The sequence below is a fragment of the Actinoplanes octamycinicus genome (assembly GCF_014205225.1).
GTDB classification, from domain to species: domain Bacteria; phylum Actinomycetota; class Actinomycetes; order Mycobacteriales; family Micromonosporaceae; genus Actinoplanes; species Actinoplanes octamycinicus.
In genome coordinates this window covers 2,707,926-2,720,366 of sequence record NZ_JACHNB010000001.1, presented here as the reverse complement: position 1 = coordinate 2,720,366, position 12,441 = coordinate 2,707,926, and the positions used below count along the sequence as shown (strand labels likewise).

Genomic DNA, 12,441 nt, shown 5'->3' with positions numbered 1-12,441 from the left:
GCTGAAAATGACAGGTGTCATGGGTACCCCGGGCCGCCCAGTGGTAACCGGGCGAGCACAAACGCCCCCAAAAACGGGAGCGGCCGCGACGAACCGTCGCGACCGCTTCGTTATCTGTGCCCGGGGCGGGTCTCGAACCCGCACGCCTGTTAGGGCAGCCGCTTTTAAGGCGGCCGTGTCTGCCATTCCACCACCCGGGCGGGCCTGCGAACACCGTAGCTGGTGCCGCCCGGGCGATGGGAACGGCCTTACTGCTGGCCCCCGGATGAGCCGTCGGTCAGCGGCTGGAGCCGACCTTGTCCGCGGACTTCTCCTCGGCCTTCGGCTTCGGCGCCACCGGCGGGGTCACCTCGAGGAACTCCTCCCGCGGCGCGTGCAGCTGGCCGAGCGCCACGGTCTCCCGCTTGAGCACGAAGGCCAGCACCCAGTCGGCCAGCACCCGCACCTTGCGGTTGAACGACGGGATCCGGCTGACGTGGTAGAAGCGGTGCATCAGCCAGGCCGGGTAACCCTTGACCTTGATCCCGTAGACGTGCGCGACACCCTTGTTGATGCCCAGGCCGGCGACGCCGCCGACGTGCTTGTGCCGGTACTCCTTCGGGGCGCCGCCGAGGACGACCTGCCGGATGTTGTCGGCGAGCACCTTGGCCTGCCGGACCGCGTGCTGGGCGCTCGGCGAGCACCAGCCACCCGGGTTGGTCAGGTCGGGGACCTGCGCGCAGTCGCCGGCCGCCCAGGCGCCCTCGAGCACCTCGCCGTCCAGCGTGGCGACCTGCAGGGTGGGCAGGCAGTTGACGTGCCCGCGCGGGCCGAGCGGCAGGTCGGTCTGCTGCAGCATCGGCGACGGCTTGACACCGGCCGTCCAGACCAGGGTCTCGGCGCGGAACGAGTCACCGTCGGAGAGCTCGATCTGGCCGTCGACGCACGAGTTGAGGAAGGTGTCCAGGCGCAGGTCGATGCCGCGGGCGGCGAGCTGCCGGGCGGCGTAGGCGCCCATCTCCGGGCCGACCTCCGGCAGGATCCGGTTGGTCGCCTCGACCAGGATGAAGTGGACCTCCTTCGGGTCCAGCTCCGGGTAGTACTTCAGCGCGTCGGCGACCACGTCCTGCATCTCGGCGAGCGCCTCGATGCCGGCGAAGCCACCACCGACGAAGACGAAGTTCAGCGAGGCCTTGCGCACCTCCGGGTCCGGCGTCACGGCGGCGACGTCGAGCCGGTCGAGGATGTGGTTGCGCAGGTAGATGGCCTCACCGATGGTCTTGAGACCGATACCGATCTCGCTGAGGCCGGGGATCGGGAGAGTCCGCGAGACCGAGCCGGGCGCCACGATGATGTGGTCGTACGCCATCTCGTAGGAGGGGCCGTCGATCGGCTGGATGGTCACCGTCTTGCGAGCGTGCTCGACCTTGGTGACCTCACCGGAGACGATGCGGCACTTCTTCAGCTCACGGCGCAGCGGCACAACGGCGTGGCGCGGCGAGATGCTACCGGCCGCTGCCTCGGGCAGGAACGGCTGATAGGTCATGTGCGGCACGGGGTCGATGACAACGACCTCGGCGTGGTTCCGGTTCAGCTTCTTGGACAGGCGTAGGGCCGTGTACAGCCCGACATGACCTGCACCTACGACGACTATGCGCGGCGGATTCACGCCCCTATTCTCGCGCGCGACAGGCAGTTCATGCGTCGTTCTGTGACCATCGCAACCTTGAAAGTCAAGTGTCGAAGGCCACATAAACTGCCCAGAATTCAGCTCCGCCTGGTAAGGCGAACCAAAAGAATCGTCACACCCGTCGCAGCAGCCAATCCCACCAATGTGGCCAATTGGAACGCGTCTCCCCCAAGGTCCTCGGTGAGCCCGAGAGCGAGCACCGTCAACACGGCCGAGATCAGCAGGACGATCAGGGCGCGGCCCAGCCAGAGACCGGGCACGTCCAGGTTCACCACCGCGTCGTAGGGCAGGACCGCGGCCAGCGCGGTCAGCGTGTGACCGAGGTAGAGCAGGGTGGCCAGGGACAGCACCCGCCACAGCGCGATCCGGGAGTCGTAGCCGGCCGTGTCGACGATCCAGCCGCCCACGGTGACCAGCGCGGCGAAGGTGGCCCCCCGGCCGCGCGGCGCGACCGCCGGCCAGACCGCCACCACCAGCAGCGGCAGCACGAACTGGCTGGCCAGCAACTCGGCCGGCCAGGCCACCGCGGCCGCCAGCAGGCCGCAGAGCGCGATGCCGCAGCGGACCAGGAACGGCAGCACGGTGGCCCGGCGGACCATGGTGGGTATCCGGCTGAGCCGCCGGACCAGCGTGGTCAGCACGTCATCGCCCCCTCGGCGCGGCGGCCATCCGGGCCACGTCGCGCAGCACCAGGTCGAGACTGCCGGCGCCGGCCCAGGAGACCACCGGTACGCCGTGCTCGCGGAGCCGGCCCAGCACGTTCTCCCGCTCGATCCGCCACAGCCGGGTGCCCAGCGGGCTCCACTGGTTGCGGACCGGCGGGGCGGCGTCGGCGGGCAGCGTGTCCACCGCGACCACGAACCGGCCGGCCTGGGTGAGCTGGGCCAGCATGTCCGCGGCCCGCGGGTCGATCAGCGGGGTGAGCACCACGACCAGCGCGGAGGTGGAGATCTGGTGCGAGCCGAGGGCCGGCTCGTACTCCTCGTCGACCGGGTCGGCGTGCACGTCGAGCAGCCACTCCAGGACGGTCAAATACTGCCGGCGGCCGGACGCGGCGCGCAGCCGGCGGGCGGTGGCGCCGTACTCCAGCAGCGACACCCGGTCGCCGCGGTGCAGGTAGTGCTCGCTGATCGCGGCGGCCGCCCGGACCGTGGTGTCCAGCACCGACGAGGTGCCGCCCACGCCCCCGGACCGGCCGACCTCGCCGAGCAGGTCGAGCAGCAGCAGCACCTCGGCGTCCCGGTCGGAGAGGGTGGACGCCACGTGCAGGTCGCGGGTGCGCAGCGACACCCGCCAGTCGATCCGGCGCAGCCGGTCCCCGGGCGCGAACTGCCGGACCCCGGCCAGCTCGCCGCCCTCGCCGAGCCGTCGCGAGCGGTGCGCGCCGACCAGGCCGGCCGCGGCCGGCATCGCCTCGGTGGCCTTGAACGGCTCGGTGACCGGGTAGACCCGGACGCCGTGCGCCGGGGTGACCACCGGGCGGCAGGAGAGCAGCCCGCCGCAGGCCGCCGCGGCGGCGGCCGCCGGGCCGACGTCCTGCCGGCCCCAGCGCAGCGCCTCGCCGGGCAGGTCGATCGCGGCCCAGCCGTCGGACGGGACGGTGATCGCGAACGGCCGGTCGGCGTGCTCCAGGCGCAGCCACGGGGAGGTCCGGGTGCGGACCACGACCAGGTCGTAGCCGAGCGCGTCCGGGTTCGCCACGGTCAGGCCGGCCTGCACCGCGCCGCCCTCGACCAGGTGCCCCTCGTCGGCGGTGATGGTCACCTCGGGCACCGACTGCGGGACGCGTCGCAGGTTCAGCGCCGCGCCGATCGCGAACGGGGCGGCCAGCAGCACCAGGTCGACCCGGCCGAGCGCCACCCCGAGCAGCAGGAACAGCCCGGTGAGCAGCACCGAGCGGCCGAGCGCCCGGGTCGGCGCCCAGCTCGGAACGACCGGTTCAGTCATGCCGCGCGTACGTGGGGAGCGCCCCGCTGGCCGGGGCCGGCACCGCGCTGAGCACCTCCTGCACCACGAACGCCGGGTTCACCTGGCGCAGCCACATCTCCGGGCGCAGCGTGATCCGGTGGGCCAGCGCCGGCACCGCGACGTCCTTCACGTCCTCCGGCACCACGTAGTCCCGGCCGGACATCGCCGCCCGGGCCCGGGCCAGCAGCAACAGGGCGAGCGAGCCGCGCGGCGACGAGCCGACCAGCACGGCGCTGTGCTCGCGGGTGGCCGCGGCCAGCGACACGATGTACCGCCCGATCGAGTCCTCGACCGTCACCGACTCCAGCGCCGCCTGCATGACCTGCAGGGTCCGCGCGTCGACCACCGGGGTGAGCTGCGCCTCCTCCTGACGGCGGGACATCCGGCGGCGCATCACCTCCCACTCCTCCTCGGCGGTCGGGTAGCCGAACGACACCCGGAGCAGGAACCGGTCGAGCTGGGCCTCGGGCAGCGGGTACGTGCCCTCGTACTCGATCGGGTTGGCGGTGGCCAGCACATGGAACGGCGGGTCCAGCCGGTACGTCACGCCCTCCACCGAGACCTGCTTCTCCTGCATCGCCTCGAGCAGGGCGGACTGGGTCTTCGGCGGCGTCCGGTTGATCTCATCGGCCAGCAGCATGTTGGTGAAGACCGGGCCGGCCCGGAACGCGAAGTCACCCTTGCGCTGGTCGTAGAGGAACGAGCCGGTGACGTCGGCGGGCAGCAGGTCGGGGGTGAACTGCAGGCGCCGGAAGTCGAGGCCGAGCGCCTGGGCGAAGGAGCGCGCGGTCAGCGTCTTGCCCAGCCCGGGCAGGTCCTCGAGCAGCACGTGACCGCCGGCCAGGATCCCGGCCAGCACCAGCTCGAGCGCCTCCCGCTTGCCGACCACGACACTGTTCACGGCGTCGAGGACCGCGCCGGCCAGCCGCCCGACCTCGTACGGAGGAAGAGCCTGTCCGCCTTGCTGCGTCACCGGCGCACCTTTCTCACAGTCGTTCCATCGCTTGTACGTACGTCTCCAGGTCCCGCGTCCTCAGCCCGCGCCGGCCGGGGTCGGAGAGCACCGCCCAGGCCTCGTCGCCGAGCAGCTCCCGGGCGCGACGCGGGTCGCTGGACCGGGTCAGGCCGTGGCGCAGCCGCAACCGCTCGTCGGCGAGTTCGCCGAGCACCGGCAGAACGTTACGCGCATAGGTGTCCGGATCGGAGTGCGCCTTGTCGAGTGTCTGCTCCCAGCGGCGCACGCTGGCCCGCAGCGAGTCGGCGGCCCGGGCCGCGTCGCCGCCGCCCCCGGCCCCGCCCCGCGCGCGTGCCGGCGGGCGGACCGCCGCGGCCGCGATGGTGACCAGCCGCAGCCCGGTGATCAGCGCGACCACCAGGAGCAGCGGGGCACGCACCGAGCCGGCCCGCAGCGCGGCCACCACGACCACGGTGGCCGCGGCGACCAGCACCACGTTGCCGCTGATCCGGGCGGCCGGCGAGCGTCGCCGGCGCAGCCGCGGCCCGCGCTCGGCCGCGGCCGGCGCGCCACCACCCTCGAAGAGCCCGCCGAGCCCCCCGTCGCTCATGCGAGCGCTCCCAGATCGGCGCGCAGCCGCTCCAGCGCGTAACGGGCCTGCTGGCGCATCCGGTCGTCGACGGCGTGCGTGGCGTACCGCGCCTCCCGGTACACCTCCATCAGCGCGGCCAGCACGGCGGCGTCCACCCGCTGCTCGGCGAGCAGCCGGCCGACCAGGTCGGTCGGGCTGTCCCCGGGGTGCCGCGGCGTGCCCGCCTCGGCGGCCGCCTGCTCCAGGCGCACCCAGCAGGCGATCACCGCGCGGCGCGGGTCACGGTCGGTGTCGGAGAGCTCCTCCAGGCCGGCGTCGAGCGCGGCGACCAGGTCCTCGGCGGTCTGCCCGGCGCGGCGCGGGGCCCGGCGGCCGGTCCGGCCCTTCCGCCGGCGGCCGGCGTCCCGGATCAGCGCCCAGGACAGCACCACGACCATCACCACCACGACGATCACCAGCAGGACCGTGGTCGCGGTGCCGATCCAGTCGGGCAGGCCACGCGCCGCCTCGACCGGGGTGTCCGGGGTCGGCGACAGGGTCGGCTGCGGTTTCGGCGGCAGCAACGGCGCCTGGGTGGGTGTCGCGGTGGCCCGCGGGGTGATCCGGTCCAGCTGCGGCGCCGACCGGGTGGCGGCCAGCGAGGTCACGAAGAGCAGCCCGATGACGGCGGCCAGCGGCCACCAGCGGCGCACGATCGTCAGTTCCATGCGGGCGGTTTCAGATCCGTGACTCGAGGAGGGAACCGGACAGGACTCGCATCATGCCAGGCCCGCCAGAACCTTCGCACGGGTGAACACGTCGTCGAGCATGGCGGGGGTGAGCCGGCCGGTGAAGGTGTTCTGCTGGCTGACGTGGAAGCAGCCGAGCAGCGGGGGCACGCCGGGCAGGTGCACCTCGGCGCCGTGCCCGAACTTCGGCCGGGGGACGGGCGGGCGTACGCCGTACGCGGATTGCATCGCCGGCCACCAGGCGGTCCAGGCGAACGCGCCCAGCGTGACCACCGCCTTCAGGGTGGGTCTGATGAGCGTCAGCTCACGATGGAACCAGGGGGCGCAGGTGTCCCGCTCGCCCGGCGTCGGCTTGTTGTCCGGCGGGGCGCAGCGGACCGCCGCGAAGATCCGGGTGTGCCGCAGCTCCAGGCCGTCGTCGGCGGCCACGCTGGTCGGCTGGTTGGCCAGCCCGGCGCGGTGCAGGGCGGCGAAGAGCACGTCGCCGGAGCGGTCGCCGGTGAAGATCCGGCCGGTCCGGTTGCCGCCGTGCGCGGCCGGCGCCAGGCCGAGGATGGCGATCGAGGCGTCGGCCGGGCCCATCCCGGGCACCGGACGCCCCCAGTAGTCCTGGTCACGGAAGGACGCGCGCTTGACCGTGGCCACTTCGGTGCGCCACGCGACCAGCCGGGGGCAGGCGAAACAATCCGCGACGCGGGCGTCCAGCACGGTCAGCGAGGCAGCCGCGGCCGCCTGTGCGGCAACCCCTTCTGGGGTACGCGGTGAGCCCTCGGACGGTTGCACCGGACCAGAATGCCACCGGGGGTGGTACGCCGTGACGACGCACCACCCCCGGGTCCCGCTCAGTGCTGTGTTACTTGGTCTTCACGCAGAGCAGGTAGCCCTTGCCCTTGTCGCTGGAGAGCACGGCGCCCTCGTCGCCCTCCTTGAAGAACTTGTCGCAGGCGGTGCTGTTCACGTCGCTGACGCCCTCGACGCGGCCGATCACGGTGAACTTGGCGTCCGACGAGGAGCAGTCGACGATCTTGGCGTCGGTGTCCGACGCCTCGTCCTTCAGCGCGGTGTTCACCGAGATGCAGTCGCCGACCTTGGCCTTCTCGGTCGGGTCCGAGGAGAGCACGGTGCCCAGGCCCAGCTTGATCGCGATACCCACGACGATGACGGCGACCACGCCGAGGATCGACTTGAGCTTGGACTTCTTCGGCGCGGGCGGCAGGGCGCCGGGCGCCGGCGGGAAGCCCGCAGCGCCGGGCGCGGGCGGGTAACCGGGGGCGCCGCCGGCCGGCGGGTAGCCCGGGGCGCCGGCGTTCGGCGGCGGGAAGCCGGGAGCACCGGGAGCGCCGGCGTTCGGCGGCGGGAAGGCCTGACCGCCGGGGGCGGGCGGGACGTTCGCGCCGTACGGGTTCGGCTCGACCGGGTTCGACATTGACGTTTCCTTTCACGCACGATCGATGCCCGATCGCTTGGCAGGCGAGGATAACGACCCGCCATTGGATCGCGCGACCCCACTTCACCTGCGGTTATCGACGATCACAGGGAGCGCCCTGAGACTTTGCTGGGAAAATGACGCAGGGTACCGCCGCAGCGACACGGGGGTGGCGAAATATGGCCGAACCGACAGCCCCAAGTGGCCGGTCGGCGGAGCGTCCGGGATCAGTTCCCGGCGAGGCCGAAGGCGATCCCGTCCAGAATGTCGTGCTCTGAGGCGATCACCGTCGAGTGGCCGGAACGCTCCATGATGATCCGCATGATCAAGGCCCCGGCACCGATCACGTCGGCCCGGCCAGGATGCATCACCGGCAGCGCCCGCCGCTGCTCGACCGTCATCCGCAGCAGGTCCGCGGTGACCCGGGTGACCGCGTCCCGGCCGACCCGGCTGTGGTGGATCCGGGCCGAGTCGTACTCCGGCAGGTCGTGCGCCAGCGCCGCCACGGTGGTGACCGTGCCGGCCAGCCCGACCAGGGTGCGCGCCGCCCGGCCGCCGACGGCCGCCAGCGCGGTGTCCACCGCGGCCGTCACGTCCCGCTCCGCCGCGGCCAGCTGCGCCGCGGTCGGCGGGTCGTCGTGCAGGTGCCGCTCGGTCATCCGGACGCAGCCGATGTCCACCGAGATCGCGCGGTGCACCGCGTCGGTGCCGGTGACGAACTCGGTGGAGCCGCCACCCAGGTCGAAGACCAGATAGGGGCCCTCGGCGTCGAGGCCCTTGACGGCGCCCAGGAAGGAGAGCGTGGCCTCCTCCTCGCCGGTGATCACCTCGGGGTCGACACCCAGCACGCCGCGCACCATGTCCCGGAAGTCCTGCGCGTTGGAGGCGTCCCGGGAGGCGGAGGTGGCGCACATCCGGATCTCCTTCGCGCCGGCCGCGGCGATCTCCGCGGCGTAGTCGGCGAGCGCGACCCGGGTGCGCTCGATCGCGGCCGGCGACAGCATGCCGGTGCGGTCCACGCCCTCACCGAGCCGGACGACCTCCATCCTGCGCACGACGTCGGTCAGCTGATCACCCTGGACGTCGGCGATCAGCAGCCGGATCGCGTTCGTCCCGCAGTCGATGGCGGCGACCCTCATAGGTGCAGCAGCATTCGCTTGTTCCCCAACGTGTTCGGCTTGACCCGTTCCAGGTCCAGGAACTCGGCGACACCCTCGTCGTAGGAGCGCAGCAGCTGCTCGTAGACGGCGTGCGGGACCGGCGCGCCGTCGATCTCGGCGAACCCGAACGAGCCGAAGAACCGGGTCTCGAACGTGAGGCAGAAGACTCGGCGTACGCCCAGCTCGCGCGCCTGGTCGAGGAGCACCTCGACGATCTTGTGGCCGATCTTCCGGCCACGCTTGTCCGGGTGCACCGCGACGGTGCGGATCTCGGCCAGGTCCTCCCACATCACGTGCAGGGCGCCGCAGCCGGCCACCGTGTCGTCCGCCTCGTCGACCGCCACCCAGAACTCCTGGACGGACTCGTAGAGGGTGACCGTCGCCTTGCTGAGCAGCCGCCGGTCGGTGGTGTACGTGTCGACCAGGGCGCGGATCGCCTTGACGTCCCCGGTGCGGGCCCGGCGGATCAGCATTCGTCGCGCTTGACGCAGGGGCCCTCGGCCCACCACGGCTCGACGGCGTCGCGCACCTCGTCCCCGAACGGGTTCACCCCGCGGCCGGCGGCCAGCGCGTGCCCGAGGTGGACGTGCAGGCATTTCACCCGGTCCGGCATGCCACCGGCGGAGACGTCGTGGATCTCCGGCACGTCCTCGATCGCCTGGCGACGGTCCAAGTAGTCCCGGTGCGCCCGGGCGTAGTGGGCGGCCAGCTCCGGATCGGTGCTCAGCCGCTCCTGCATGTCCCGCATCACGCCGGCCGACTCCAGCCGGGAGCACGCGGCGGTGGCATGTGGACAGGTGAGGTAGTACATCGTCGGGAACGGCGTGCCGTCGTCCAGCCGCGGCGAGGTCTCCACCACGTCCGGGTTGCCGCACGGGCAGCGGTGTGCGATCGCCCGGGTGCCGCGGGGGCGGCGGCCGAGCTGGGCCGCCACGATGTCGAGGTCGGCGGGGGTCGGTTCGTCCATCAGTTCGAGGGCTCCGCGTTCGCGGCTTGGACGCTGTGCCACAGCGTGTCGTACCAGCGGTCGGGTGCGGCCGCCGGCGATTTCTGGTCGGACTCACGGGCGGCGGCGTCCGGGTCGGAGTAGACCCGCAACGGCGTCTCACCGGGGCGCACGAAGAAGTTCTGCTCCCGGGCCTGAATCCGGATGTAGTCGTCGTCGTTCCATTTCGCCAGCTCCTTGCGGGTGGCGTCGATCTTGGCCTGCTGCGCGGCCTGGGCCCGCTCCATCTCCGCGATCTGCGCCTCCTGCTGCAGGTAGACCCGCAGCGGGTAGGTGTAGGCCAGAGCCAGCACCACGAAGATCGCGAGCAGCACGGTGGCCCGGCTGGTCAGCGAGCGGGGGCGCGGGGCGGCGGTGCGCTTGGCGGCCGGGCCGCCGGACTGGGACGTCCGCCGGGAGCCGGCCGGGCGGGCGGTGCGCGAGGTGGGAACCCGGACCGTCGGGCGGGCCTCGGTCCGCACCGGGGCGGTCACCCGGGCGCGGGACGTGCCGGGACGACCACTCGCGCCACCCGTGCGGCGGGACGGACCCTGACCGCTCGGCATGCGACGCTGTGTCATCTCCGCCCCTCCCCCGATCGATGCGACCGTCACGGATTGTGGCACCCACCGACGGGTGGGTGCCACCTCCATGATCTGCCGGTCCGGTGTTACGCGACCCGGTAACGCGGGAACGCGCCCGCACCGGCGTACCGCGCGGCGCTCTCCAGCTGCTCCTCGATGCGCAGCAGCTGGTTGTACTTCGCGACGCGGTCCGAGCGGGCCGGGGCGCCGGTCTTGATCTGGCCGGAGCCGACCGCCACCGCCAGGTCGGCGATGGTGGTGTCCTCGGTCTCACCGGAGCGGTGCGACATCATCGTCTTGAAGCCGGCCCGGTGGGCCAGGTCCACGGCGTCCAGGGTCTCGGTCAGCGAGCCGATCTGGTTCACCTTGACCAGCACCGCGTTGCCGGCCGCCTCGGCGATGCCGCGGGCGATCCGCTGCGGGTTGGTGACGAACAGGTCGTCGCCGACGATCTGGATCTTGTTGCCGAGCTGCTCGGTCATCGCGCTCCAGCCGGCCCAGTCGTCCTCGGACAGCGGGTCCTCGATGGAGACGATCGGGTAGTCGGCGGCGAGCTTCGCGTAGTAGGCGATCATCTCGTCGGTCGACTTCGGGGCGCCCTCGAAGTGGTACTGCCCATCCTTGTAGAACTCGGTCGCGGCGACGTCCATGGCCAGCACGATGTCGCTGCCCAGGGAGAAGCCGGCGGCCTGCACGGCCTCGGCGATCAGGTCCAGGGCGGCGGCGTTGGCCGGCAGGTTCGGCGCGAAGCCGCCCTCGTCGCCCAGGCCGGTGGAGAGGCCCTTCTTCTTCAGCACCGACTTCAGCGCGTGGTAGACCTCGGCGCCGGTGCGCAGCGCCTCGCGGAAGGTCGGGGCGCCGATCGGGGCGATCATGAACTCCTGCACGTCGACGTTGGAGTCGGCGTGCGCGCCACCGTTGACGATGTTCATCATCGGGACCGGCAGGACGGCGGCGTTCGGCCCGCCGACGTAGCGGAACAGCGGCAGCTCGGCGGAGAGCGCGGCGGCCTTGGCGACCGCGAGGGAGACGCCCAGGATCGCGTTGGCGCCCAGCTCCGACTTGGTGTCGGTGCCGTCCAGGTCGAGCATCTTCTGGTCGATCAGGCGCTGCTCGCTCGCCTCGTACCCGATCAGCTCGTCAGCGATCTTGTCCTCGATGTTGGCGACCGCCTTCTCGACGCCCTTCCCGAGGTAGCGGCCCTTGTCGCCGTCGCGCAGCTCGAGCGCCTCGAACGCGCCGGTGGAGGCGCCGGACGGGACCGCCGCGCGGCCGACCGTGCCGTCGTCCAGGCCGACCTCGACCTCGACGGTCGGGTTGCCCCGGGAGTCCAGGATCTCGCGGGCGACGATCGCTTCAATGGTGGCCATTTGTGGTGTCGCTCCCTAAGCGTTGTACGAATACCGTTTCGGTCCGCGACCCTGCGGGCCGACCACGCTCCTGAGCGTATCGAGCCCACCCGCCGCGCGTTCGCCCGGCCGGTCAACTTCACCGGCCGGTATGTCTTCCGCCGCCGCCGCCCGCCCGGTGGGCTCCACTCGCCGGGATGTCTTCCGGCGCCGCCGCCGAACCGGAGAACTTGACTAGCTGGTATGTCTTCCGGCGCCGCCACCCGCCCGGCGAACTTCACTCGCCGGTATGCCTCAAAACCGGGGCCCGCCTGCCGAAACAGGGGGCACTATGAGCAGCAGCCTGTTTCCCGAGGACGGCTCACGCATCGAGATGGAGGCCGGGGGCGAATGCCACACCGGCGTCCGTGTCGTGGCCGCCTCCGCCGCGGCCGTGACCGTCTCGCTCGCCCGTGCCGACGTGCCGCTCCTCGGCACCGTGGTGACCCTGCGCTGGTCGGCCGCGCCCCGCGGCCGGTACGTCGTCTCCGCCGCGGTCGCCGCGGTCGACGAGAACCGGGTCGAGCTGCGGCTGATCGGCGAGCCGCAGATCAGCCAGAGCCGGCTCTACGTGCGCGGCGGCGGCGGTGAACCGATCGTGATGACCCGGCCGGAGCTGCCCGAGGCGATCGGCTGGGTGCACGACATCAGCGAGCGCTCGGTGCGCGCCCACTTCACCGACGTCGAGGTGCGGCCCGGCCACGAGGTGACGCTGCGGGTCCAGCTCGGCGCGGACGAGGTGGAGCTGACCGGCACGGTGACCAAGGCCAGCGCGATGCGCCAGCAGGTGCCGGTACGCGGGCCGCTCTCGGTCGAGATGGTGGCGCTCTACGACCCGGAGGAGTGGCAGGCGAAGATCCTTCGCCGTTATGTCATGCGTTATCAACTCCAGATGCGCACCCGGACCGCCGAGTCGGCCTGAGGAAACGGGTGCCGGAGATCCGCCGGTCCGATGGATCGGCGGATATCGTTTGCGCGCCCCCGCC

14 protein-coding genes and 1 tRNA gene are annotated in these 12,441 nt (G+C 72.2%); 1 reads left to right on the top strand and 14 read right to left on the bottom strand.

What is annotated here, in order from left to right; translation table 11 throughout:
* Nucleotides 1-117: 117 nt before the first annotated feature.
* The 14 genes from BJY16_RS12310 to eno form a co-directional block, all read right to left on the bottom strand.
* Nucleotides 118-200, bottom strand: a tRNA-Leu gene (locus BJY16_RS12310).
* Between the two features lie 77 nt (nt 201-277).
* A complete protein-coding gene (locus BJY16_RS12305; RefSeq protein WP_185039589.1) occupies nt 278-1,648 on the bottom strand; it encodes an NAD(P)/FAD-dependent oxidoreductase in 1,371 nt (456 codons plus the stop codon).
* 98 nt (nt 1,649-1,746) lie between these two features.
* On the bottom strand, nt 1,747-2,310 hold the full coding sequence (locus BJY16_RS12300) for a hypothetical protein (protein WP_185039588.1): 564 nt from the start codon (nt 2,308-2,310) through the stop codon (nt 1,747-1,749).
* Nucleotide 2,311: 1 nt separating this feature from the next.
* A complete protein-coding gene (locus BJY16_RS12295) occupies nt 2,312-3,616 on the bottom strand; it encodes a DUF58 domain-containing protein (protein ID WP_185039587.1) in 1,305 nt (434 codons plus the stop codon).
* Nucleotides 3,609-4,610, bottom strand: coding sequence for an AAA family ATPase (locus BJY16_RS12290; RefSeq protein WP_185039586.1), 1,002 nt, complete (start codon nt 4,608-4,610; stop codon nt 3,609-3,611). Before BJY16_RS12290 ends, BJY16_RS12295 begins: the two co-directional genes overlap by 8 nt.
* Nucleotides 4,611-4,623: 13 nt before the next feature.
* Nucleotides 4,624-5,202: a hypothetical protein gene (locus BJY16_RS12285; protein ID WP_185039585.1), complete on the bottom strand. Its 579-nt coding sequence runs from the start codon at nt 5,200-5,202 to the stop codon at nt 4,624-4,626.
* The gene (locus BJY16_RS12280) at nt 5,199-5,891 is read right to left on the bottom strand and encodes a DUF4129 domain-containing protein (protein ID WP_185039584.1); all 693 of its coding nucleotides are present in this window, start codon (nt 5,889-5,891) and stop codon (nt 5,199-5,201) included. The genes BJY16_RS12285 and BJY16_RS12280 overlap by 4 nt, the downstream gene beginning before the upstream one ends.
* A gap of 51 nt (nt 5,892-5,942) precedes the next feature.
* The gene (locus BJY16_RS12275) at nt 5,943-6,695 is read right to left on the bottom strand and encodes a uracil-DNA glycosylase (protein WP_185039583.1); all 753 of its coding nucleotides are present in this window, start codon (nt 6,693-6,695) and stop codon (nt 5,943-5,945) included.
* 70 nt (nt 6,696-6,765) lie between these two features.
* Complete coding sequence (locus BJY16_RS12270) at nt 6,766-7,338, bottom strand: DUF3824 domain-containing protein (RefSeq protein WP_185039582.1); 573 nt, start codon at nt 7,336-7,338, stop codon at nt 6,766-6,768.
* Nucleotides 7,339-7,565: 227 nt separating this feature from the next.
* Nucleotides 7,566-8,477 (bottom strand): Ppx/GppA phosphatase family protein, encoded by a 912-nt coding sequence (locus BJY16_RS12265; protein ID WP_185039581.1) that lies wholly within the window; start codon nt 8,475-8,477, stop codon nt 7,566-7,568.
* Complete coding sequence (locus tag BJY16_RS12260; RefSeq protein WP_185039580.1) at nt 8,474-8,971, bottom strand: amino-acid N-acetyltransferase; 498 nt, start codon at nt 8,969-8,971, stop codon at nt 8,474-8,476. The genes BJY16_RS12265 and BJY16_RS12260 overlap by 4 nt, the downstream gene beginning before the upstream one ends.
* Nucleotides 8,965-9,465, bottom strand: coding sequence for a DUF501 domain-containing protein (locus BJY16_RS12255; RefSeq protein WP_185039579.1), 501 nt, complete (start codon nt 9,463-9,465; stop codon nt 8,965-8,967). The genes BJY16_RS12260 and BJY16_RS12255 overlap by 7 nt, the downstream gene beginning before the upstream one ends.
* Nucleotides 9,465-10,064, bottom strand: a complete 600-nt coding sequence (locus BJY16_RS12250) for an FtsB family cell division protein (protein WP_185039578.1) — start codon at nt 10,062-10,064, stop codon at nt 9,465-9,467. Before BJY16_RS12250 ends, BJY16_RS12255 begins: the two co-directional genes overlap by 1 nt.
* Nucleotides 10,065-10,153: 89 nt before the next feature.
* Nucleotides 10,154-11,437 carry a phosphopyruvate hydratase gene (eno, locus tag BJY16_RS12245; RefSeq protein ID WP_185039577.1) on the bottom strand — a complete coding sequence of 428 codons (1,284 nt, stop codon included), beginning with the start codon at nt 11,435-11,437 and terminating at the stop codon, nt 10,154-10,156.
* 310 nt (nt 11,438-11,747) lie between these two features.
* On the opposite strand from eno, the gene BJY16_RS12240 reads away from it, so the two are divergent.
* Nucleotides 11,748-12,377, top strand: a complete 630-nt coding sequence (locus BJY16_RS12240; protein WP_185039576.1) for a hypothetical protein — start codon at nt 11,748-11,750, stop codon at nt 12,375-12,377.
* Nucleotides 12,378-12,441 lie beyond the last annotated feature (64 nt).